The sequence below is a fragment of the Paraburkholderia phenoliruptrix genome (assembly GCF_047325075.1).
GTDB classification, from domain to species: Bacteria; Pseudomonadota; Gammaproteobacteria; order Burkholderiales; family Burkholderiaceae; genus Paraburkholderia; species Paraburkholderia phenoliruptrix.
Window position 1 is genome coordinate 4062457 of record NZ_CP168531.1, and the last position, 22017, is coordinate 4084473.

A 22017-nucleotide genomic window follows, 5' to 3' on the forward strand; every position below is an offset into this window, starting at 1 on the left:
CACGCAGTACCCAGTGAGCATCTTATGAGCAAGCAGAAAGTCGTAGTAGGCATGTCGGGCGGCGTCGATTCGTCGGTCACCGCGTGGCTGCTGAAGGAACAGGGCTACGACGTAGTCGGCCTGTTCATGAAAAACTGGGAAGACGACGACGACAGCGAATACTGCTCGACGCGGCAGGACTGGATCGACGTGGTGTCCGTGGCGGATCTGATCGGCATCGACGTGGAAGCCGTCAACTTCGCGTCCGAATACAAGGACCGCGTGTTCGCCGAATTCCTGCGCGAGTATTCCGCCGGCCGCACGCCGAACCCGGACGTGCTGTGCAACGCCGAGATCAAGTTCAAGGCCTTCCTCGATCACGCCATGTCGCTCGGCGCGGAAACCATCGCGACCGGCCACTATGCGCGCGTGCGGGAAAACAACGGCCGCTTTGAGCTGCTGAAGGCGTTCGACCATACGAAAGATCAATCCTACTTTCTGCATCGGCTGAATCAGGCGCAGCTGTCGAAAACGCTGTTTCCACTCGGCGAAATTCCCAAGACCAAGGTGCGAGAAATCGCCGAGCAGATTGCGCTGCCGAACGCGAAAAAGAAGGATTCGACCGGCATCTGCTTTATCGGCGAGCGGCCGTTCCGCGACTTCCTGAACCGCTATCTGCCGACCCAGCCCGGCCCGATGAAAACGACCGACGGCAAAGTGGTCGGCGAGCACATCGGCCTCGCGTTCTATACCTTCGGACAGCGCAAGGGCATCGGCCTTGGCGGCAGCAAGGACGGCAGCGGCGAGCCGTGGTTCGTGGCCGGCAAGGACATTGCGTCGAACACGCTGTACGTCGCGCAGGGCCACGACCACCCGTGGCTGCTGAGCCATACGCTCACCGCGGGCAACACGAGCTGGGTCGCGGGCGAGCCGCCGGCGGAAGGCTTCGCGTGCGGCGCGAAAACCCGCTACCGCCAAGCCGACGCGCACTGCGCGTTCGGTGCAGCAGGCGCGGGCGGGGACCTTTTCCAACTGACGTTCGACGACGCCCAGTGGGCTGTCACACCGGGGCAATCCGCCGTGCTCTACGATGGCGACGTGTGCCTCGGCGGCGGCATCATCGAGCATGCGGCGACCGGGCAGCCGGCCGCGCGCGAGCCGCAAAAGGCGGCATTGCTGAGCGCGCGCTAGCCGGCAGGGTTCGAGCCGCGGCGCCTGAGCCGCGAGGTTCGAACCGCGCCTGTGCCGGCTCGCGGCTTCTCATCAAGCCAGCCGCCCGTTTCCCCACGGTGGATCCGCCCGCGCCTTAAGCGCGTGCCATCCCTCCGTGACGATCCACTGCACCGGAGTCTCCATGTTTTCTCGACGTTATCTGGCCATGTGGAGCGCCGTCGCGCTCCTCGCCGTCTGCGCGGCGCTCGCCGCGACCCATCACGTTTCATGGTTGTGGATCGTCGTGCCGCTCGCGTTCATCGCGCTAGGCTGCTACGACCTGACGCAACAGCGCCATGCGATTCTGCGCAACTATCCGCTGTGGGGTCATCTGCGTTTTCTGTTCGAGTTCATTCGCCCGGAAATCCGCCAATATTTCGTCGAAAACGACACCGACGAAAAGCCGTTCTCGCGCGCGCAGCGCAGCATCGTCTATCAGCGCGCCAAGAATGACGTCGACAGCCGGCCCTACGGCACCGAACTCGACGTCAAGGCCGTCGCGCACGAATGGATTAGCCACTCGCTCGCGCCGACCACGCTCGACAGCCACGACTTTCGCATCGTGGTCGGCGCCGATCGCGCGCAGCCGTATTCCATGTCGATCTTCAACGTCTCGGCGATGAGCTTCGGCTCCCTCTCCGCGAACGCGATCATGGCGCTGAATCTCGGCGCGAAGAAAGGCAACTTCGCGCACGACACCGGCGAAGGCTCCATGTCGAAGTACCACCGCGAGCATGGCGGAGACATCATCTGGGAAATCGCGTCGGGCTATTTCGGCTGCCGCAATGACGACGGCACTTTCAGCGCGGAAAAATTCGCGAAGCAGGCCGCCGAGCCGCAGGTGAAAATGATCGAGGTGAAGCTCTCGCAAGGCGCGAAGCCCGGTCACGGCGGCGTCTTGCCGGCGGCGAAAATCACGCCGGAAATCTCCGAAACGCGCGGCGTGCCGATGGGCCGCGACTGCATTTCGCCGGCCACGCATTCGGAGTTTTCGACGCCGCGCGGTCTGCTCGAATTCATCGAGCGGCTGCGCACGCTGTCGGGCGGCAAGCCGACCGGCTTCAAGCTGTGCATCGGGCATCCGTGGGAATTCTTCGGCATTGCCAAGGCGATGCTGGAGACGGGCATTCTGCCGGACTTCATCGTCGTCGACGGTGCAGAAGGCGGCACGGGCGCCGCGCCGCTCGAGTTCACCGACCACGTCGGCGTGCCGTTGCAGGAAGGCTTGCTGCTCGTGCACAACACACTCGTCGGCATTGGCTTGCGCCAGCGTATCCGCATTGGCGCGAGCGGCAAGATGATCACCGCGTTCGACATCACGAAAACGCTTGCGATCGGCGCGGACTGGGTCAACGCGGCGCGCGGGTTCATGTTCGCGGTAGGCTGCATCCAGGCGCAAACCTGCCACACCGGGCGCTGCCCGACCGGGGTCGCGACGCAAGACCCGGTGCGCCAGCGTGCGCTCGTCGTGCCTGACAAAGCCGACCGCGTGTTCAACTTCCACCACAACACGCTACATGCGCTGAAGGAGATTGTTCAGGCTGCGGGGCTCAAGCATCCCGCGGAGCTGCGCGCGCACCACATCGTGCGACGTGTGTCGTCGCATGAGGTGCAGTTGATGTCCGAGCTGCTGAAGTATCTCGAGCCGAACGATCTTCTCAATGGGAATTATCGTTACTCGCTGTATGAGAAATGGTGGCCGGTTGCGCAAAGCGATTCGTTTTCGCCGAAGGTGGAACTTGCAGTAGCCTGAGCGACTCCGCCGACGGAGGCCGCGCCCCTCCCAAAACGGACACCCCCCCGCCTTTCCGTTAAAATCTCGGGTTTAGCACTTTGCTCCACGGTCGCCCCGCGTGCCTTAGCGCCCGCGGCGCGGCCTCATGCCCGAAAGGCACTTCATGCTCACGTTTCAGCAAATCATCCTGACACTGCAGTCCTATTGGGACAAGCAGGGTTGCGCGTTGCTCCAGCCGATCGACATGGAAGTCGGCGCGGGCACCTCGCACGTCCACACTTTCCTGCGCGCGGTCGGCCCGGAGCCGTGGCGCGCCGCCTACGTGCAGCCGTCGCGCCGCCCGAAGGACGGCCGCTACGGCGAAAATCCGAACCGTCTGCAGCACTACTATCAGTACCAGGTGGTGCTGAAGCCGGCGCCGGAAAACATCCTCGATCTGTACCTCGGCTCGCTGGAAGCCCTCGGCTTCGACCTGAAGCAGAACGACGTGCGTTTCGTCGAAGACGACTGGGAAAATCCCACGCTCGGCGCCTGGGGTCTCGGCTGGGAAGTGTGGCTGAACGGCATGGAAGTGACCCAGTTCACCTACTTCCAGCAGGTCGGCGGTCTCGACTGCAAACCGGTGCTCGGCGAAATCACCTACGGCCTCGAGCGCCTCGCCATGTATCTGCAGAAGGTCGAAAACGTCTACGACCTCATCTGGACCGAGTGGGAAGAGCAAGGCCCGAACGGCCCGGAAATGCGCCGTCTCACCTACGGCGACGTGTACCACCAGAACGAAGTCGAACAGTCCACGTACAACTTCGAGCACGCGAACGTCGATCTGCTGTTCTCGTTCTTCAACAGCTACGAGGCCGAAGCGAAGCGCATGATCGAAGCGCAGATCGCCCTGCCCGCGTATGAGCTCGTGCTGAAGGCCGGCCACACGTTCAATCTGCTGGACGCGCGCGGCGCAATTTCGGTGACGGAGCGCGCGGCGTATATCGGGCGGATTCGCGCGCTGTCGCGTCTCGTCGCACAGGCCTATTACGATTCACGCGAAAAGCTCGGTTTCCCGATGCTCGGCAATCCGGTGCACGGCGTGCCCGGCCTCACCACCGACGAGCAGGACGCCGCCAAGCCCGCGTGGGCGCCGCCGCTGAAAGTCGAACGCAAGATCGACCAGGACTGACGAGAACATCAAGAAATGACTCAACCCCATCAAGCTACCCTGCTGGTCGAACTGCTGACCGAGGAACTGCCGCCCAAAGCGCTCGCCCGTCTCGGCGACGCTTTCGCCGAAGGTATTGCCGAGCGCCTCGCGGCCCGCGACCTGATTGAAGGCGAACTGTCGTTCGAGCGTTATGCCACGCCGCGCCGTCTCGCCGTGACGGTGAAGAACGTGCGCGCGGTCGCGCCGGAAAGACAGGTGCGCGAAAAAGTGCTGCCGGTTTCCGTCGCGCTGGACAAGGACGGCCAGCCCACCGCGCCGCTCGCCAAGAAACTCGCGGCGCTCGGCTTTCCTGATTTTTCGGTCAGCGACCTGGAGCGCGCGCACGACGGCAAGGCGGAAGCATTCTTCCTGCGCTACGCCGCGCCGGGCGCCACGCTCGCGGAAGGCCTGCAAGGCGCGCTCGACGAAACACTCGCGAAGCTGCCCATTCCGAAGGTCATGACCTACCAGCGGCCGGACGGCTCGAATGTGCAGTTCGTGCGCCCCGCGCATCGCCTCACTGCGCTGCATGGCGAGCACATCGTGCCGGTCAGCGCGCTCGGCATTGACGCCGACGACACCACGCTCGGCCACCGCTTCCTGTCCGAAGGCTTCGTGCAGATCCAGCACGCCGATTCGTACGTCGACACGCTCATGCACAAAGGCCGCGTCGTGCCGAACTTCGCGGATCGCAAGGAAACCATCCGCACCCATCTGCTCGCGCACGCCGACGGCGATCAGGTCGTGATGCCGGAAGCGCTGCTGGACGAAGTGACGTCGCTCGTCGAATGGCCGGTGGTCTACGCATGCCGTTTCGAGGACGAATTCCTGCAAGTGCCGCAGGAATGTCTGATCCTCACCATGCAGACGAACCAGAAGTATTTCGCGCTGACCGACGCGAACGGCAAGCTGCGCTCGCGTTTCCTGATCGTGTCCAATATCGAGACGGCGACGCCCGGCGACATTATCGAAGGCAACGAGCGCGTGGTGCGCCCGCGTCTCGCGGACGCGAAGTTCTTCTTCGAGCAGGACAAGAAGAAGCCGCTCGCGGATCGTGTGCCGCTGCTCGCCAACGTCGTTTATCACAACAAGCTCGGCTCCGCGCTGCAGCGCGTGGAGCGCCTCGAATCGCTGGCCGGCGCGATCGCCTCGCTGACCGGCGCGGACGTGGCGCTTGCGAAGCGCGCCGCGCGTCTCGCGAAAGCCGATCTGATCACCGACATGGTCGGCGAATTCCCCGAGCTGCAAGGCACCATGGGCACGTACTACGCGCGCCATGACGGCGAGCCGGAAGAAGTCGCGCTCGCGTGCTCGGAGCACTATCAGCCGCGCTTTTCCGGCGACGCGTTGCCGGCCACGGCAACGGGCACGGTGGTCGCGCTCGCCGACAAGCTGGAAACGCTGGTCGGCATCTGGGGCATTGGCCTGCAGCCCACCGGCGAAAAAGATCCGTTCGCGCTGCGCCGCCACGCGCTTGGCGTGCTGCGCATCCTGGTGGAAAAGCAGTTGCCCGTGGACTTCGTCGAACTGTTGCGCACGGCTCACGCGCAATTCGCCGCCCTGCCGAACGTAACCGACTCGACCGAGGCCATCTACGAATTCAGCATGGACCGTCTGCGCGGTTTGCTGCGCGAACGCGGCCACGCGCCGGGTGAAATCGACGCGGTGCTGGCGCTCAATCCCACGCGGCTTGACGACATCGTCGCGCGTCTGGATGCGGTGCGCGAGTTCGCGGCGTTGCCAGAAGCCGCGTCGCTCGCGGCAGCCAACAAGCGCATCTCGAACATTCTGAAGAAGTCGGAAGCCGCAACGGCAAGCGGCGGCGTGCAGCCGGCGCTGCTCGTCGAGGCAGCGGAAAAGGCGTTGTTTGCGCAGCTCGAGCAGGTCGCGCCGCGCGTGCAGTCTCAGCTCGCCGCGCGCGACTACACGGGCGCGCTGACCGCGCTCGCCGCGCTGCGCGAACCGGTCGACACGTTCTTCAACGACGTGATGGTCAACGCCGAAGATCCGGCGCTGCGTGCCAACCGCCTGGCCCTGCTCGGCGCGCTGCATCAGCAGATGAATTGCGTCGCGGATATTTCGCGACTCGCCGCCTGAGCGACGCGCCATGCCGACCAAAAAAGTGGTGATCCTCGACCGCGACGGCGTGATCAACGTCGACTCCGACGCGTTCATCAAGTCGCCGGACGAATGGGTCGCGCTGCCGGGCTCGCTCGAAGCCATCGCGCGTCTGAGCCAGGCGGGCTATCGCGTGGCGATTGCGACGAATCAGTCCGGCATCGGCCGGGGCCTGTTCGACATGAATGCGCTGAACGCCATGCATCTGAAGATGCATCGCATGGCGGCGGCGGTCGGCGCGCGCATCGACGCGGTGTTCTTCTGCCCGCACACGGCGGAAGACCATTGCGAATGCCGCAAGCCGAAGCCCGGCATGCTGAAAATGATCAACGAGCGTTTCGAGGTCGATCCCGAGAACACGCCAGTGGTCGGCGACGCGATGCGCGATCTGCAAGCAGGCGCGGCGCTCGGTCATCCGGTGCATCTGGTGCTGACGGGCAAGGGCCGCAAAACGCTCGCGGCCGGCGGCCTGCCGGAAGGCACGGTGGTGCACGACGACCTGCGGGCATTCGTGCTCGACTTCCTCGCCGACGCCCAAGAGTGACGCGCGTCCCCACCCCTCACAGACCACGCCGATGCGCTTCATCCGTTCTTTGCTGCTGCTGATCTACTTCGTGCTCTTCACGGTGCCGTACGCGATCGCGTGCTTCATCGCGTTTCCGTTCATGCGCGCCGACAGGCGCTACTGGATGGCGGCCGGCTGGTGCCGCGTCACGCTCGCCGTGGCGCGTTGGCTGAACGGCATTCGCTACACGGTCCAAGGCATGGAGAACCTGCCCGACGGACCGGCCGTGCTGCTGTCGAAACATCAGTCGGCATGGGAAACACTCGCATTTCCCGCGTTGATGCCCAAGCCGCTGTGCTACGTGTTCAAGCGCGAACTGCTGTACGTGCCGTTTTTCGGCTGGGCGCTCGGCCTCCTGAAGATGATTCACATCGACCGCAAGGAAGGCAAATACGCGTTCGAGTCGGTCATCAGGCAAGGCAAGGCCCGCATGGCGGAAGGCGCCTGGGTGATCATGTTCCCGGAAGGCACGCGCACGCCGACCGGCAAGCAGGGCAAGTACAAAACCGGCGGTGCGCGCTTTGCGATCGCCACCGGCGCGCCGGTCGTGCCGATCGCGCACAACGCCGGACGGGTGTGGCCTCGCAACTCGTTTCTCAAATATGCGGGTATAGTCACAGTGTCGATCGGCAAGCCGATTCAGACAACGGGGCTCACGCCCGATGAAGTGAACACGCGCGTCGAACAGTGGATCGAAGCTGAAATGCGTCGCATCGATCCCGCTGCGTATCGCGCGGCGGACAGCGGTTCCGCCGCCGCACCTATCTGATGCGCCACGCCCTCGAAGGCGTACTTGCGCGAAGCCGAATCAATGCAGAAGTCTCCTACGCCGCAGCCCGCTGCGGCGCTCGATAACCGGCAACTCGATCTCCCGCTCTTCGCCGAGCCGGGGTCGACGTCGTCGTCGCCTTCACCTTCACCGTCCGCGCCTGGCGCCACACCTCAGGGCCTGCAGCCCGCCGTGCCGCTCGCGCCGGACGGCAGCAAGCTGCGCAGTCTCGTCATCGGCTCGCGCACGCTGCATTACGCGCTCAAGCGCTCGGCGCGCCGCTCCATTGGCTTTGCCATCGACGGCACCGGTCTGACGATCACCGCGCCGCGCTGGGTCACGCTCGCCGATATTGAAACAGCGATCACGGAGAAGCAGCGCTGGATCTTCACGAAGCTGATTGAATGGCAAACGCGCGTCGAACAACGCGCGCTGCCGAAGGTGGACTGGAAAGACGGCGCAGAAGTGCCTTATCTGGGCCAGCCGGTGCGCGTGACGCTCGGCTCGCCGCACGGCACGCTCGCCTTCAGTGCGGAAAATTGCGCGCTGCAAGTGCCGCTGCCTTTGCAAGCCGATCCGCAGCAGATCAAGGACCGCGTGCAAGGCTGGTTGCAGAGCGAGGCGAAGCGTCTGTTCGGCGAGCGTCTGGCCGTCTACGCCGAGAAGCTGGGGGTGAACTATCGCGCGTATGCGCTTTCGTCAGCGGCCACGCGCTGGGGCAGTTGTTCGAGCGACGGCAAGATTCGCCTGAACTGGCGGCTGATTCACTTTCCGCTTTCCATTATCGATTACGTGGTCGCGCACGAACTCGCGCATCTGCGGGAGATGAACCACAGCCCGCGCTTCTGGCAAACGGTCGAATCGATCTTCCCGGAATTCCGCGAAGCGCGGCAGACGCTCAAGTCGCATCCGCCGGAATTGCTGCCGACGCTCTAGTGCCCTAAACGCCCTGAGCCCTGAGGCCCCGACGCCCGCGTTACTTTTTCTTCTGAATGAACTCGATCTTGTAGCCGTCGGGATCGGTGACGAATGCGATCACCGTCGTGCCGTGTTTCATCGGCCCGGCTTCGCGCACCACGGTGCCGCCTTGGGCCTTGATCTTCTCGCACGCCGCATAGGCGTCTTCCACCTCGACGGCGAGATGCCCGAAGCCGGTGCCCAGGTCATACGACGGCGTGTCCCAGTTGTGCGTCAACTCGATGACGGCGCCGTCGGCCTCGTCCGTGTAGCCGACGAAAGCCAGCGTGAACTTCCCCTCCGGATAATCCTGGCGGCGCAGCAGTTTCATGCCGAGGAGTTCGGTGTAGAACGCGATTGAACGGTCCAGGTCGCCGACCCGAAGCATGGTGTGAAGAAGGCGCATCATGTACTCCCTGTTGCTTGATGTCGAGAGCGTAAATGTACCCGGAATCGACCGCCGTTGCAGTCGGGCCGCCGCTCGCCTCACCCGCGCGCGGACCACGCCGCCACGCTTCAGAACTGATGCCGCAGCCCCGCCATCAAGCCGATTTGCGAGCCTTTCTGCGCGAGTCCCACGCTATTCACACCTTGCAGCTGCGCGCCGATCAGATCGCCGCGATACAGCGAATAGTCGCCTTCGACGTAGACGTCCGTGCGCTTTGACAGGTTGTAGTCGGCGACAAGCTGGTATTGCCACGCCGAGCCGTCCTTCGCGGCGGTCTTGCCGTCCTGCAATGTCCGCCAGACATTCGCCGCCAGATGCCACGCGTTGCCGACGTGCTGCGTGATGCCGCCCATGAACATGCGCCGCCGCGAGAAGTCTGTGTACTTGAGCGCCGTCAGCGAGGCTGCGGAAAACGGACCGTTGGCGAAAGTCGAAAAACCGGCGTCGGCGCGGTTGACGATATAACCCAGCGAAAAGCGCGTCTTGTTCCACGTATAGGAGCCACCGAATGTCCACGCTTTCGCCGACGCGCCGTTGACCGAGTCTTTGGATTCCTCGTACGCGCCGCCGACGGTGAACGGCCCGCCCGCGGGCGCATAAGCCGCCGCCGCGCCGATCTGACTGCCATACGAATTACCCGCGTTGCCGCCGAACGCGTAACCGGCCGCGAAGCTCAGGCCGTTGTACTTCGCTTGATACTGCACCTGGTTGCTGGTCCAGATGCCGCCTGTCATCGTCACTTCGGGTTGGAAGCTGAAGTCGTACGGAATCCACGGATTGCTGCCGTAACCGCCGACGGTAATGCCCTCGATCATCACATTGTACTGACGGCCGAGAATGACCTGCCCGTAGGAATTCGAGCGCACGCCGATTTGCGCTTCGTTGAAAAACGGCAAGGTCGGATCGCTCTGCCCGCTGTTGATGTAGATGCGATTTTCGAGCTTGAAAAAGGTCGACCAGCCGCCGCCCAGGTCCTCGACGCCCTTGAGCCCCCAGCGGCTTTGCGTCATGCCGCCGGTGCCGAGTCCGAGCGAGGAATCGCCGGCTTTGTTTGCGTGGGTCAGATAGCGCACGCTCTCGTCGACTACGCCGTAGAGCGTCACGCTCGACTGCGCCTGCGCGACCACCGGGCAGCCGAGCGACAACAGCGCCGCGACGGCTGTGCCTCTGCTGAGGGTCATCGTCTAGTCTCCTCGTCGTGATTCCGCCTCGCGCGGATAGAGTTGAGGGCCGCCGATTCGCGCCGCGCCGGCTCGCTGAATTCCTACGGAAGCTCGGAATTCGCGACGCAGCGCGTACGAATCTACCGACAGAAAGCGTCGTCGAACCTTAGCGCGAAATCGAAATGGTAAGAAATATGTGTTGCGCGCGCGTTGCGCCGCCGTCGTTAAATCAGCAAATAACTTGCGACTTGTAAGAAGCACGCGTAGGCGGTGGGGACATCGGCTGAAAGAACGGGGGCGTTTGGTATCGTACGGGCTGCATCGTCCAACCTTGCCTCGGCTTCATCGCCACGACCTTGCCCATGAGCACCACTGTCCTGCCCGCGCGTCGCGCCCCCGATGGTTTCGCCGTCCTCCTCATGGTCGGCTTGTGCGCGATCTGGGGTTTCCAGCAAGTCGCGATCAAGAGCACCAACGCCGCGCTGCCGCCGCTGTTTCAGGCGGGCTTGCGCTCGGCCATGGCGGCGCTGCTGGTGTGGGGCTGGGCTCGCTCGCGCGGCACGCCGCTTTTTCGCGACGACGGCACGCTCGCCGCCGGCCTGCTGGCGGGCGTGTTGTTCGCCGCCGAATTCGTGTGCATCTTTCTCGGGCTCACGCTGACCAGTGCGTCGCGCATGGCCGTCTTCCTGTACACCGCGCCGTGTTTTACGGCGCTGGGCCTGCACTGGTTCGTGGACGGCGAGCGCATGCGGCGCATTCAATGGCTCGGCATTTTCGTGGCATTCGCCGGCATGACGCTGGCTTTCGCGGACGGCTTTCTGCATGGCGCCACCGCAAGCGGCTCGACGCTCGGCGCCGTGGCCGGCGACGCGCTCGGCGTGCTGGCCGGCATCGCGTGGGCCGCGACGACCGTCGTCGTGCGCGCCACCCGGCTTGCGCAGTCGAGCGCGAGCAAGACGCTCTTCTATCAACTGGCGGTGTCGGCCGTGGTGCTGCTCGCCCTGGCGCTCGGGCTCGGCGAGGCGCGCGTCGACACGGTCACGCCGCTCGCAGTCGCGAGCCTCGCGTATCAGGCGATCGTGGTCGCGTTCGTCAGCTATCTGGTGTGGTTCTGGCTGCTCACGCGCTATGTCGCGTCGCGCCTGTCGGTCTTCTCGTTTCTCACGCCGCTGTTCGGCGTGACCTTCGGCGTGCTGCTGCTCGGCGAGTCGTTCAGCTTGCGCTTTCTCCTGGCGGCGGCGCTGGTGCTGACCGGCATCGCGCTGGTCAATGCGCCGGGCAAGCGGGCGTAAACCGCCTGGCGCGCCTGGCGGGAAGGCTCGTTGTTCGGTTCAGGAAAGAAGCTCGTTTCTGCTCTCTCTGTGCGAGCCGCTGCATCGCGCTGCGCAAATGGTCTACTGGAACGTCGCGGTGGCCTCACTGCGACGACTGCTTTGAGCGCTCACCAGCTCATTCGCTCACCAGCTCACAAGGCCGCCGGCGTGTAGCCCGCTCAGCCTTTGCCCGCCACGAGTTGCGCCACGCGCACATATTCGGCCACCGGCACGTCTTCGGCGCGGCGTTGCAAGTCGAAGCCGATGGCGTCGAAGTCGACCGTATCGCGTAACGCAGCCAGGGTGTTGCGCAGCATCTTGCGCCGCTGCGAAAAGGCCGCGGTGACCACCTCGCCCAACACGCGCTCGTCGACCGGCGCCAGTTCGTGCGGCGCATAAGGAATCATGCGCACGATGGCGGAATCCACTTTCGGCGGCGGCTGGAATGCTTCGGGCGGCACGTCGAGCTGTTTGTCGATCACATAGCGATACTGCAGCATCACCGAAAGACGGCTGAATGCCTTCGTGCCCGGCTCGGCGACCATGCGCTCGACCACCTCGTTCTGCAGCATGAAGTGCTGATCGATCACGCAATGCGCGAAAGTCGCGAGGTGAAACAGCAGCGGGCTTGAAATGTTGTACGGCAGATTGCCGACAATGCGAAGCGACGGCGCGTCGCCGGGCGCGGCCAGCGAGCCGAAGTCGAACGCGAGCGCGTCGCCCGCGTGCAGTTCGAGCAAATCGCCGAATTTGTTTTTCAGACGCCCGATCAGATCGCGGTCCAGCTCGACGGCATGCAGCGGCGCCTCGGGCGTCGCGAGACGCTCGATCAACGGCTCCGTGAGCGCGCCGAGCCCTGGCCCGATCTCGACCATGCGTTCGCCGCGCTGCGGCCGGATCACGTCGACGATCGAATCGATCACGCCGAGGTCGACCAGAAAGTTCTGCCCGAAACGCTTGCGCGCGATATGACCCTGGTGCCGGCCCTGTTGCTGTCTGCTGGTGGACATCGAAGAAACGCTAAGAATGAGAACTGCTTGAAAAAGACGCCGCGCAAGCCTGCCGATGATGCGGCGTTGACTCAGCCCGCGCGGCGATGGTGCGCCATGGAAACCGCGGTGTCGATGGCGGCGATCAGGCTGCCCGCGTCGGCGCGGCCGGTGCCGGCGAGATCGAGCGCCGTGCCGTGATCGACCGACGTGCGGATGATCGGCAAGCCCAGCGTAACGTTGATGCCTTCGCCGAACGTCGCATATTTCAGCACCGGCAGACCCTGATCGTGGAACATGGCCAGCACGCAGTCGGCTTCGTCGAGGTAGCGCGGCTGGAACAGCGTGTCGGCCGGATAGGGACCGCGCGCGTCGATGCCTTCACCGTTCACGCGCTTCAGCGCAGGCGAAATCACGTCGATTTCTTCGCGGCCCAGATAGCCGTTCTCGCCCGCGTGCGGGTTGAGCCCCGTGACGAGGATGCGCGGCGCGGGCAAGCCGAAATGATGCCGCAGGTCGTGATCGACGATGCGCAGCGTGTCGACGAGTCCGTCAATGGAAAGCGCCGCCGAAACGTCTTTGAGCGGCAGATGCGTAGTGGCGAGCGCGACGCGCAGCGGACGCTTGCCCGTGCCCGCCAGCATCATCACCACGCGCGGCGTGCGCGTGCGTTCTGCGAGATATTCGGTGTGACCGGTGAACGGCACGCCCGCGTCGTTGATCGTGCTCTTTTGCAGCGGCGCGGTGACGATGGCGTCGAAGGTGCCGGCCATTGCCCCGTCGATGGCGCTGTCCAGCAGATCGAGCACATAGCGCCCATTGGCCGCATTGAGCTTGCCCGCGACCGCCGGCGCACCGAGCGGCCGGTGCTGCACCCGAATGCGCTTGCCGTCCGCCAGCAGCGCGCTCCAGTCCACGCCCACGGCGCGCGCACGTTCCGCGAGAAGCGCCGCATCGCCGAGCACGGTGAACTGCGCGTTCGGCCAGTGCGTTGCCGCGCCCGCCAGCGCCTGCGCTGTCAGTTCGGGACCGACGCCGGCCGGCTCGCCGGTCGTGATCGCGACGTGCAACGGCAAGCTGGCGGACTGGGCGGCGGTGCTCATGGTGCTTACTGAATGCTCGACAGGTCAGGCTTGACTTCGACATACGCGGTGTCGCGCAGTTCGCGCAGCCAGTCGGCGTAAGCCTGCTCGGCCTTGCGCTGACCGATGGCCTGACGGGCCAGGTCCATTTGCTCGGCGATCGAGCCTTGCGCTTCGCGGCGCTCCAGCACCTGGATCAGGTGATAGCCGTATTCGCTGCGCACCGGGTCGCTGATCTGGCCGTCCTGCAGCGTGTTCATGGCGCGCTCGAATTCCGGCACCGTCTCCCCCGGGCTGATCCAGCCGAGGTCGCCGCCTTGCGACGACGACCCGTCCTGCGAATAGGTGTGGGCGAACTTCGCGAAGTCGCCGCCTGCCTGAATTTCCTTCTTGATTTCGAGTAGCTTCTGACGCGCTTGCGGCTCGGACATGCCGTCGCCGACGCGCAGCAGAATGTGGCGCACGTGCGTTTGCACGAGCTTCGGCGCGTCCGAGCTCGTGCCCTGACCGGCGCGGCGGTCGACGAGGCGCACAACCTCGAAGCCGTCGTTCGTGCGGATCACTTCCGGATTGACCTCGCCCGGACGCAGCGCCGAGGCGGCCTTGACGAATTCCGGCGGCAGCTTCGAAGGCGCCGCGTAGCCCATGTCGCCGCCCTTGGCCGCGTCCGGCGCCTGCGAATTCGACTTCGCCAGTTTGCCGAAGTTGGCGCCGCCCTTCGCTTCGGCGAGCAATGCCTCGGCCTTCTTCTGCGCCGCTTCGATGTCGGTTTGCGGCGCGTTCAGCGGCGCCTTCAGGAAAATGTGCTCCATGTGCAGGTCGCTCGTCGCGCCGGCGTTCGGGCCGCGCTGACTCGCGATGTAGTTCGCGACTTCCGCGTCCGACACCGTGACCTTGCTGTCCACTTCCTTCTCACGCAGACGCGACAGTGTCAGCTCGGTGCGCGCGTCGCTCGTGAACGTGGCCCAAGGCACGCCTTGCGCCTCGATCCGCGCACGGTACACGTCGAGAGACAGGTTGTTCGCCTGGGCGAGCCGTTCGAGCGTTTTCTGCACGGCGGCGTCGTCGACATTGATGCCGTCTTCCTTTGCCTTCTGCAACTGGATGCGCTCCAGCACCATCTGGTTGAGCACCTGCTGACGCAACTGGTCGGCGGGCGGAATCGGCGCGTTCTGCTGATTCAGACGGCGGGTAATGAGGTTCACGCGCTCGTCCAGCTCGCGCCGCGTAATGACACCGTTGTTGACCACTGCGGCAATCGTGTCGACCGTCTGGCCGCGGTTGCCGGCGAGCGCCTGCGCCTGTACCGGCGCAACCGACACGAAAGACGCCACGGCGGCCAGACCTGCCGCGAGCGTTGCCAAGCGAAGCTTTTTCATGATTGCCACAGATACTCCAATGATGTCGGGCACGCCTGGCCCGTCTTTTCGCATTCGATGAACGACCGGGCGAGCGTCATTCGTAATTGATGAACCGCGACTCCGGCGGCGGCGGTGGCGGCAGCGGCGTATAGCCCGCCACGCTGCTGCGGAACGCGGCAATCAGCCCGTTGTCGACGCTCGACAAGCCCTTGAACGTCAACTGCGCGAGAAAGCGCGTGCTCGACTGATGCTGCCCCGACGTATTCAGCCCGTTTGCGTAGCGCTGAATACCGGCGCCGAGCGTCCAGCAGTCTGCGTCGTACTGCAGACCGACGAGTCCGTCGACGATCCGATGCCCGCCGAGATCGTAATTGAACCGCCCAACCCCGAAAACCCGATGCGACAGCGGCCATTGCCCCGACACCAGCACCTGGTTGATCGGCTCATTGTCGAGCGTGGTGTTCGCGCGCGTGTAACGATACGCGACGTTGAGCACCTTGCCGGTGGCCGGACTGAAACCGAAACCGACGCTCGTCTTGACCAGCTGGTTGTTGTCCGCATTATATTGGAACGCAGTTTCCGACGCGAAACCGGCCCCGAGCTTGAGCGACGCGCCCACGATCAGGTCCGAATGCGTGGCCTGCGTGCTCGTCTGGTTCGGCAGCAGCGTGACGCGCTGGTCCTGAAAGTAATACTGCTGCGCGATCACGAAGCGCGCGCGCTCGTCGCCCGTTGCCGGATTGATGAAGCGCGTGGTGATGGCCGCCGTCAGGCGGTTCGCGTCCGCGATGCGGTCGTTGCCGACGAACGTGTTCGGCGTGAAGATTTCCGCGAGCCCGAAGTCGGATTCCGCGGTGTCGAAAAGCGGCGCCGATGCCTGGTTGCGATACGGCGTGTACACGTAGTACAGGCGCGGCTCGAGCGTCTGGATGTAATCCTCGCCGAAGAGCCGCACCGAGCGGTCGAAAATGAGCCCGGTGTCAAAGGTCAGCGTCGGGATCGATTCGGTGAAGTTCTTCGGCGTGCCGGCCGGCACGTCGGTGCTGATGTTGTTCAGGTTATACGACGCGAAGTGCCACTGCACCTTCGGCGTGACGAAATAACCGGGCCCGACGACCGAGTACGAAATGTACGGGTTGAACATCACCCGCTGACCCTGCGTCATGTCAGCGGTCGTGATGCGGAAATTCGTGTAGTCCGCCTCGGCGCCGAAGTCGAAGCCGCCCACGTTGTACTTCGCGTACTTCACGTTCAATTGCGGCTCGCGGCCATACGGCGCGACCGACGGCGTGAGCGTCTGCCAATGCTGCTCGCGCGCGAGCACGGACCACGGTCCGTTGTTATAGGTCAACCCGGCTTCCTGCTGATACAGGAGCTGGGTGCCGTTCATGAACTGATTCGCCGACGACGACAGGTCTTCCGGATAGGTGTTGTCCGAAACCTTGTTGTAGTAGATGTAGCCGCCGAACCCGTTGCCGAAGTTCTGGTTGTGCTGGATATACAGCGCGTAGCGGTTGGTCTTCGTCAGCCGGTCGTTCGGCAGGAATTCGCCGGTGATCGAGCCAGAATACGTGGGCGACAGATAGCGGAACGCGGCCTGCAGCTGCACACCGCGCTTGGAGATCAGACGCGGCGTGAGCGTCAGATCGCGATTGGGCGCGATGTTGAAGTAATACGGCACCGAGAGTTCGAAGCCGTTCGTCGAACTGAGCGAGAAGGTGGGCGGCAGGATACCGCTGCGCCGCTCGCCCGACAGCGGAAACGACAGCCACGGCGAGGCGAACACCGGCACGCCCTGGAAAAACAGCACGCTGTTGTAGGCCACGCCTTCGTCGGCGCCCGTGTCGAAGTCGAATTCGCTGCCCTTGATGTACCACGCCGGATTGTCCGTGCACGCGCAGGCCGTGTACGTGCCCTTGGTGAACACCGAGCGCTCGTTGTCGAGCAGGTCGACGCGCTCGGCGCTGCCCGAACCGCCCGTCACGTTGAAGTGGTACTTGGGCGCGGTCATGAAGCCTTCGCTCGAATCCACGCGCATGTGCGCTTCGGGCCCGGCGAACGTCGTACCGTTGTTGTTCAGGCGAACCTGGCCGTAGGCGTCGGCCATGTCCGAGTCCTGATCGTAATGCAGCGCGTCGGACTTGATCACGACCGTATTGCGCCGCACTTCCGCCGCGCCCTTCACAGCCAGGTCCTGATCCGTCGTGCCGTTGGTCGAATCGCCGAGCACGAACGTGGCCGGCTTCTGTCCCGGCTGCAGCACGTGGTCTTCGAGTTGCGGGGCGAGCTGCATGCCCCACGGCGGGTCGATCGGCTGCGGCTGTGCGGCCTCGCCGACCAGTTGGGCGTGAGCAAGCGCGGGCACGAGGCCCGGAACGGCGATCAACGCCGCGACGAGCCGCCTTTTGCGCGGCATCGCGGCACAAGAGGGATTCGTTTGGGAAAGCTGTCTAGGCGGCATGTATCGTTTGGCGAATCGGCCCGTCCGTCAGCTTCTGCAGTCACGATCCACCGCCTGCACACCACGACCGTGACAGTCGGCTGCACATCAATATTTACAATCTCCGAACGGTGAGGCGGGCGGTAAAGCGGAATACGCGAAAGCTGGCGTGAGTCGCGTCAAAAAAGTCGTGGGGTATTATATGGCAAGACGTTGCCCCTCTGAATTTGCCGCCGGTTTTCATGACGCTGCCTCCTTCCCAAGACTTCACCCCCCCTTCCTCCGACAGCCGCCTCGACCTGCTGAAGGCCTGGCTGCAAGGCCATGCGGCCCGCTATGCACTGAATATCGGCACGCTCGCGCCCGCTTCCTCCGACGCCAGCTTCCGGCGCTATTTCCGGCTCGCCGGTAAGGCGGCGGAAGGCGAAAGCGCCGGCACGCTGATCGCCGTCGACGCCCCACCGCCCGAAAAATGCCGCGAGTTCGTGCAGGTCGCGCGGCTGCTCGAAGCGGCCGGCGTGCATGTGCCGCGCATCCTCGAGGTGGATGTCGACGCGGGCCTGATGCTCGTCACCGATCTCGGCACTGCCTCGTATCTCGGCGCGCTCACCGCCGCGCAGGAGGAGAACGACGCGCGCGGCGCACGGACGCTGATGCGCGACGCGCTCGACGCGCTGATCCGCTGGCAGCTCGCCTCGCGTGAAGACGTGCTGCCGCCGTTCGACGAAGCGTTTCTGCGCCGCGAGATGGAACTGATGCCCGAGTGGTTCATCGGCAGGCACCTCGGGCGCGAGGTCGACGGCAACACGCGCGGTGTGCTCGACCGCACGTTCGCGCTGCTGATCGCCAGCGCCCGCGCGCAGCCACAGGTATTCATGCTGCGCGATTTCATGCCGCGCAATCTGATGGTATGCGCAGAACCGGGCGCGGCCGAGGCAGCAACCCGCGCACTGAACCCCGGCGTGCTCGACTTCCAGGACGCCGTGTACGGTCCTATCTCGTACGACGTGGCGTCGCTGCTGCGCGACGCCTTCATCAGCTGGGACGAGGAGTTCGAACTCGATTGCTTCGTGTACTACTGGGAGCGCGCGAAAAAAGCCGGCCTGCCGGTCGACGCCGACTTCGGCGAGTTCTACCGCCAGATCGAATGGATGGGTCTGCAACGGCATATCAAGGTGCTCGGTCTCTTTTGCCGGATTAATTACCGCGACAGCAAGCCGCATTACATGAACGACTTGCCGCGCTTCATCGGCTATGCGCGCAAGGTGGCCGAACGCTACGCGCCGCTGCGTCCGTTCGCGAAGCTGCTCGACGATCTGGAAGGCCGCGCGAACGAAGTCGGCTACACGTTCTGAATAACTACAATGTCCCTCAAAAAAGCGATGATTTTCGCCGCGGGCCGCGGCGAACGCATGCGTCCGTTGACCGACACGCGCCCCAAGCCCTTGCTCGAAGCGGGCGGCAAGCCGCTCATCGTCTGGCAGATCGAACGGCTTGCGCGCGCGGGTTTTCAGACGATCGTGATCAACCACGCGTGGCTCGGCAAGCAGATCGAGGCCGCGCTCGGCGACGGTTCGCGCTGGCAGATCGAACTGCGCTATTCGCCCGAGCATGAAGCGCTGGAGACCGCGGGCGGGATCGTACAGGCGCTGCCGCTGATCGAAGACCACGGCGCGAGCGAAGTGTTCGTTGCGGTGAGCGGCGACGTGTACGCGGATTTCGACTACAGCGTGCTGAACGCGCAGGCCGAAGCGCTGCGGGCTTCGCCCGAACCCGGCATGCATCTCGTGATGGTGCCCAATCCGCCGTTTCATCCAAACGGAGACTTTGCACTCGAAGGCGGGGTGCTGTCGCTCGAAGCCGGGCGGCGCTTCACCTTCGGCAATATCGGACTCTATGACACGCGCATGTTCCGCGGCCTGCCGCGCGGCACGCGGCGCGCGCTCACGCCGTATTACCGGGAGACGATCGCACGCGGCCTCGCAACCGGCGAGCTCTACGAAGGCTTGTGGGAAAACGTCGGCACGCCGGCGCAACTCACCGAACTGGATCAGCGTTTGCACGCGCGCTGAGCGCGGCAAGCTGTTCCTGTCGATACGGCTCGCTCAACGCGCCGGCAGCTCCGCGCTGTCGGGCAGCGTTGCGGCGCCCGCGCTTTCCGCGGCTTGCGACGCCTCGGCGGCGCGTTGCTGCTGCAGCGCCCACATCTGCGCGAAGAGGCCGTTGGCGCGCAACAGTTCTGCGTGCGTACCGCGCTCGACAATACGCCCCTTGTCCATCACGATGATCTGCTGCGCGTGAACCACGGTGGAAAGCCGGTGCGCGATGATGAGCGTCGTGCGTTCGCGCGCGATCTGATCGAGTTCGTGCTGAATAGCGCGCTCCGAACGCGAATCGAGCGCGGACGTGGCTTCGTCGAACAACAGGATGGGCGGATTCTTCAGGATGGTCCGAGCAATCGCGACGCGCTGCTTTTCGCCGCCCGAGAGCTTCAGGCCCCGCTCGCCGACCGGCGTGTCGTAGCCTTTCGGCAGTCCTTCGATAAACTCGTGGATATGCGCGGCACGCGCCGCCGCAATCACTTCCTCGCGCGTCGCCGAGGGGCGTCCATAGGCGATGTTGTAGTAGATCGAGTCGTTGAATAACACGGTGTCCTGCGGCACGATGCCGATCGACGCGCGTAACGATGCCTGCGCGACATCGCGAATATCCTGACCGTCGATGGTGATCGCGCCGCCCGTCGCGCGGTCCAGATCGTAGAAGCGGAACATGAGCCGCGCGAGCGTCGACTTGCCCGAGCCGCTATGGCCGACCACCGCGGTCGTCGTGCCGGCCGGAATCGTGAAGCTCACGTCGTGAAGAATCTGGCGCGCCGGCTCGTACGAAAAATTCACATGCTCGAAGCGCACTTGCCCGCCGCTCACCTGCAGCGGCGGCGCATTCGGCACGTCCGGCACTTCCTGCGCCGCGCCGAGCAGCGTGAACATGCGGTCCATGTCGGTGAGACTCTGCTTGAGCTCGCGATACACCACGCCGAGAAAATTGAGCGGAATATACAGCTGCAACATGAACGTGTTGATGAGCACGAGATCGCCGAGCGTCAGGCGCCCCGCCATTACGCCTTCCGTCGCACGCCACAGAATGAACACGAGCCCCGTGCCGATAATCGCCTGCTGCCCGAAGTTCAGCGCGGAGAGCGAGCGCTGCGACTTGATTGCCGCCGTGCGATAGCGCTTCAGGTTTTCGTCGTAGCGGCTTGCTTCCCACTCTTCATTGCCGAAATACTTGACCGTCTCGTAGTTGAGCAGCGAGTCGATGGCGCGCGAGTTCGCCTTCGAATCGAGCTCGTTCATCGTGCGCCGGAAATGCGTGCGCCACTCGGTCACCTTCACCGTGAACACGATGTACACGGCCAGTGCCACGAAGGTCACGATCGCGTAGTACGCCTCGTATTTGACGACGAAGAAGCCAAGCACGAGGCCGACTTCGACGAGCGTCGGCAGAATGCTGTACAGCGAATACGAAATGAGCTGCGTAATGCCGCGCGTGCCGCGTTCGATGTCGCGCGACATGCCGCCGGTTTGCCGCTCCAGATGAAACCGCAGCGACAGGCCGTGCAGATGCCGGAACACCTTCAACGCGAGCTGGCGCACCGCGTTCTCGGTGACCTTGGAAAACAGAATCTCGCGCAATTCGGTGAAGAGCGACGTGGAGAGCCGCACCACCGCGTACGCGACCACGAGCAGGCCGACGCCGCCGAGCAGCACGATGCCCGGCGAATCGTGCGCACGGCCTAGCGCCGTGAGATGCTGCACGGAGGCGAGACTGTCGACGATCCGTTTCATCACGATCGGCACGCCGAGGTTGGCCACCTTAGCGCCGATCAGGCAACTGAGCGCGAACACGACACGCCACTTGTAAGTGGCGAGATACGGCAGCAGCGACAGGATGGTCTGCCAATCGTTGCGCGGCTGGGTGGAAATCGGCGAGGGTTCGGACGGAAGCGAGCGGCGCATGGTTCGGCTGGGGAGGAGGGGGAAATGCCGGAGAGCACAGCGGCCGCGGACCCGCAGCGCGTGCGTGAGCACGCGGCCTCGTCGCGCAACCCGCCTGGGCGCTTTCCCGTACAATTCCTGATCTTCGTATTGTCGCAGAAGCCGGCTCGCGCCGCTTTTGTCGGCCGCCTCGCCGCCATCCCGGCCGGACGCCGGGTGCGCCGCCCTGTTTTGGACAATGGCCGCGTCTCGTCGCCGAGCGCATCAAACCAACCCGCGTTTTCCGAGTGTCCTCATGACCGATAACCTCCAACTTCCGCAAAAGCCTTGCGCGCTGCGCGTCATGCCGCAACCGGCGGACGCCAATATTCACGGCGACGTGTTCGGCGGCTGGATCATGGCGCAAGTGGATATTGCCGGGTCGATCCCGGCGAGCCGTCGCGCGAATGGGCGGGTCGCGACCATCGCGGTCAATTCGTTCCTGTTCAAACAGCCGGTGTTCGTCGGCGACCTGCTGAGCTTTTACGCGGATATCGTCAAGACGGGCAATACGTCCATTACCGTTTCCGTCGAGGTCTACGCGCAGCGTATGAGCCTCGCGCAAGACATCGTGAAGGTGACCGAGGCCACGCTGACCTACGTCGCCACCGACAGCGACCGCCGCCCGCGCGCGCTGCCCGCGCTGGACTAACGCAGCGA

The 22017-nt window shown here is 64.4% G+C and carries 18 protein-coding genes; 11 read left to right on the plus strand and 7 right to left on the minus strand.

Annotation, left to right across the window (positions count from 1 at the left end):
- Positions 1–24: 24 nt before the first annotated feature.
- From mnmA to ACEN8U_RS29980, 7 genes are all read left to right on the plus strand, one after another.
- A complete protein-coding gene (gene mnmA, locus ACEN8U_RS29950) occupies positions 25–1170 on the plus strand; it encodes a tRNA 2-thiouridine(34) synthase MnmA (protein ID WP_310105112.1) in 1146 nt (381 codons plus the stop codon).
- A 163-nt stretch (positions 1171–1333) separates the two neighbouring features.
- Positions 1334–2944: an FMN-binding glutamate synthase family protein gene (locus ACEN8U_RS29955; RefSeq protein WP_310105110.1), complete on the plus strand. Its 1611-nt coding sequence runs from the start codon at positions 1334–1336 to the stop codon at positions 2942–2944.
- A 145-nt stretch (positions 2945–3089) separates the two neighbouring features.
- Positions 3090–4097, plus strand: coding sequence for a glycine--tRNA ligase subunit alpha (glyQ, locus tag ACEN8U_RS29960; protein WP_015001624.1), 1008 nt, complete (start codon positions 3090–3092; stop codon positions 4095–4097).
- 15 nt (positions 4098–4112) lie between these two features.
- Positions 4113–6215 (plus strand): glycine--tRNA ligase subunit beta, encoded by a 2103-nt coding sequence (gene glyS / locus ACEN8U_RS29965; protein WP_310105108.1) that lies wholly within the window; start codon positions 4113–4115, stop codon positions 6213–6215.
- 10 nt (positions 6216–6225) lie between these two features.
- A complete protein-coding gene (gmhB, locus tag ACEN8U_RS29970; protein ID WP_013587130.1) occupies positions 6226–6780 on the plus strand; it encodes a D-glycero-beta-D-manno-heptose 1,7-bisphosphate 7-phosphatase in 555 nt (184 codons plus the stop codon).
- Positions 6781–6811: 31 nt separating this feature from the next.
- On the plus strand, positions 6812–7570 hold the full coding sequence (locus ACEN8U_RS29975) for a lysophospholipid acyltransferase family protein (protein ID WP_015001622.1): 759 nt from the start codon (positions 6812–6814) through the stop codon (positions 7568–7570).
- Between the two features lie 42 nt (positions 7571–7612).
- Positions 7613–8506 carry a M48 family metallopeptidase gene (locus ACEN8U_RS29980; RefSeq protein ID WP_041744920.1) on the plus strand — a complete coding sequence of 298 codons (894 nt, stop codon included), beginning with the start codon at positions 7613–7615 and terminating at the stop codon, positions 8504–8506.
- A gap of 40 nt (positions 8507–8546) precedes the next feature.
- Here ACEN8U_RS29980 and gloA read toward each other — a convergent pair whose 3' ends face one another.
- Complete coding sequence (gene gloA / locus ACEN8U_RS29985) at positions 8547–8933, minus strand: lactoylglutathione lyase (protein ID WP_013587127.1); 387 nt, start codon at positions 8931–8933, stop codon at positions 8547–8549.
- 110 nt (positions 8934–9043) lie between these two features.
- On the minus strand, positions 9044–10156 hold the full coding sequence (locus tag ACEN8U_RS29990) for a porin (protein WP_015001619.1): 1113 nt from the start codon (positions 10154–10156) through the stop codon (positions 9044–9046).
- A gap of 344 nt (positions 10157–10500) precedes the next feature.
- On the opposite strand from ACEN8U_RS29990, the gene ACEN8U_RS29995 reads away from it, so the two are divergent.
- Positions 10501–11430: a DMT family transporter gene (locus ACEN8U_RS29995; RefSeq protein ID WP_310105106.1), complete on the plus strand. Its 930-nt coding sequence runs from the start codon at positions 10501–10503 to the stop codon at positions 11428–11430.
- Between the two features lie 200 nt (positions 11431–11630).
- Here the strand turns inward: ACEN8U_RS29995 and rsmA are convergent, their stop codons facing one another.
- The 4 genes from rsmA to ACEN8U_RS30015 all read right to left on the minus strand — a co-directional run bounded on the left by rsmA (position 11631) and on the right by ACEN8U_RS30015 (position 17344).
- The gene (gene rsmA, locus ACEN8U_RS30000) at positions 11631–12461 is read right to left on the minus strand and encodes a 16S rRNA (adenine(1518)-N(6)/adenine(1519)-N(6))-dimethyltransferase RsmA (RefSeq protein WP_015001617.1); all 831 of its coding nucleotides are present in this window, start codon (positions 12459–12461) and stop codon (positions 11631–11633) included.
- Positions 12462–12532: 71 nt separating this feature from the next.
- Complete coding sequence (gene pdxA, locus ACEN8U_RS30005; RefSeq protein WP_310105104.1) at positions 12533–13543, minus strand: 4-hydroxythreonine-4-phosphate dehydrogenase PdxA; 1011 nt, start codon at positions 13541–13543, stop codon at positions 12533–12535.
- 5 nt (positions 13544–13548) lie between these two features.
- Positions 13549–14910: a peptidylprolyl isomerase gene (locus ACEN8U_RS30010; RefSeq protein WP_310105102.1), complete on the minus strand. Its 1362-nt coding sequence runs from the start codon at positions 14908–14910 to the stop codon at positions 13549–13551.
- Between the two features lie 67 nt (positions 14911–14977).
- Positions 14978–17344 carry an LPS-assembly protein LptD gene (locus ACEN8U_RS30015; RefSeq protein WP_368608208.1) on the minus strand — a complete coding sequence of 789 codons (2367 nt, stop codon included), beginning with the start codon at positions 17342–17344 and terminating at the stop codon, positions 14978–14980.
- Between the two features lie 221 nt (positions 17345–17565).
- Here ACEN8U_RS30015 and ACEN8U_RS30020 point away from each other — a divergent pair, with 221 nt between their 5' ends.
- Both ACEN8U_RS30020 and murU read left to right on the plus strand, forming a co-directional pair.
- Positions 17566–18678 carry an aminoglycoside phosphotransferase family protein gene (locus tag ACEN8U_RS30020; RefSeq protein ID WP_310105100.1) on the plus strand — a complete coding sequence of 371 codons (1113 nt, stop codon included), beginning with the start codon at positions 17566–17568 and terminating at the stop codon, positions 18676–18678.
- A gap of 9 nt (positions 18679–18687) precedes the next feature.
- Positions 18688–19395, plus strand: a complete 708-nt coding sequence (gene murU, locus ACEN8U_RS30025; RefSeq protein WP_310105098.1) for an N-acetylmuramate alpha-1-phosphate uridylyltransferase MurU — start codon at positions 18688–18690, stop codon at positions 19393–19395.
- A gap of 33 nt (positions 19396–19428) precedes the next feature.
- Here the strand turns inward: murU and ACEN8U_RS30030 are convergent, their stop codons facing one another.
- Positions 19429–21339, minus strand: coding sequence for an ABCB family ABC transporter ATP-binding protein/permease (locus tag ACEN8U_RS30030; RefSeq protein ID WP_015001611.1), 1911 nt, complete (start codon positions 21337–21339; stop codon positions 19429–19431).
- Positions 21340–21613: 274 nt separating this feature from the next.
- Between ACEN8U_RS30030 and ACEN8U_RS30035 the strand changes: the two genes are divergently transcribed.
- The gene (locus tag ACEN8U_RS30035) at positions 21614–22009 is read left to right on the plus strand and encodes an acyl-CoA thioesterase (RefSeq protein ID WP_013587116.1); all 396 of its coding nucleotides are present in this window, start codon (positions 21614–21616) and stop codon (positions 22007–22009) included.
- Positions 22010–22017 lie beyond the last annotated feature (8 nt).

Excerpts from the sequence above, each read along its gene's own strand:
- mnmA (WP_310105112.1), top strand. The coding sequence starts at position 25 with ATGAGCAAGCAGAAAGTCGTAGTAGGCATGTCGGGCGGCGTCGATTCG.
- ACEN8U_RS29955 (WP_310105110.1), top strand. The coding sequence starts at position 1,334 with ATGTTTTCTCGACGTTATCTGGCCATGTGGAGCGCCGTCGCGCTCCTC.
- glyQ (WP_015001624.1), top strand. The coding sequence starts at position 3,090 with ATGCTCACGTTTCAGCAAATCATCCTGACACTGCAGTCCTATTGGGAC.
- glyS (WP_310105108.1), top strand. The coding sequence starts at position 4,113 with ATGACTCAACCCCATCAAGCTACCCTGCTGGTCGAACTGCTGACCGAG.
- gmhB (WP_013587130.1), top strand. The coding sequence starts at position 6,226 with ATGCCGACCAAAAAAGTGGTGATCCTCGACCGCGACGGCGTGATCAAC.
- ACEN8U_RS29975 (WP_015001622.1), top strand. The coding sequence starts at position 6,812 with ATGCGCTTCATCCGTTCTTTGCTGCTGCTGATCTACTTCGTGCTCTTC.
- ACEN8U_RS29980 (WP_041744920.1), top strand. The coding sequence starts at position 7,613 with ATGCAGAAGTCTCCTACGCCGCAGCCCGCTGCGGCGCTCGATAACCGG.
- gloA (WP_013587127.1), bottom strand. The coding sequence starts at position 8,933 with ATGCGCCTTCTTCACACCATGCTTCGGGTCGGCGACCTGGACCGTTCA.
- ACEN8U_RS29990 (WP_015001619.1), bottom strand. The coding sequence starts at position 10,156 with ATGACCCTCAGCAGAGGCACAGCCGTCGCGGCGCTGTTGTCGCTCGGC.
- ACEN8U_RS29995 (WP_310105106.1), top strand. The coding sequence starts at position 10,501 with ATGAGCACCACTGTCCTGCCCGCGCGTCGCGCCCCCGATGGTTTCGCC.
- rsmA (WP_015001617.1), bottom strand. The coding sequence starts at position 12,461 with ATGTCCACCAGCAGACAGCAACAGGGCCGGCACCAGGGTCATATCGCG.
- pdxA (WP_310105104.1), bottom strand. The coding sequence starts at position 13,543 with ATGAGCACCGCCGCCCAGTCCGCCAGCTTGCCGTTGCACGTCGCGATC.
- ACEN8U_RS30015 (WP_368608208.1), bottom strand. The coding sequence starts at position 17,344 with ATGCCGCCTAGACAGCTTTCCCAAACGAATCCCTCTTGTGCCGCGATG.
- ACEN8U_RS30020 (WP_310105100.1), top strand. The coding sequence starts at position 17,566 with ATGACGCTGCCTCCTTCCCAAGACTTCACCCCCCCTTCCTCCGACAGC.
- murU (WP_310105098.1), top strand. The coding sequence starts at position 18,688 with ATGTCCCTCAAAAAAGCGATGATTTTCGCCGCGGGCCGCGGCGAACGC.
- ACEN8U_RS30030 (WP_015001611.1), bottom strand. The coding sequence starts at position 21,339 with ATGCGCCGCTCGCTTCCGTCCGAACCCTCGCCGATTTCCACCCAGCCG.
- ACEN8U_RS30035 (WP_013587116.1), top strand. The coding sequence starts at position 21,614 with ATGACCGATAACCTCCAACTTCCGCAAAAGCCTTGCGCGCTGCGCGTC.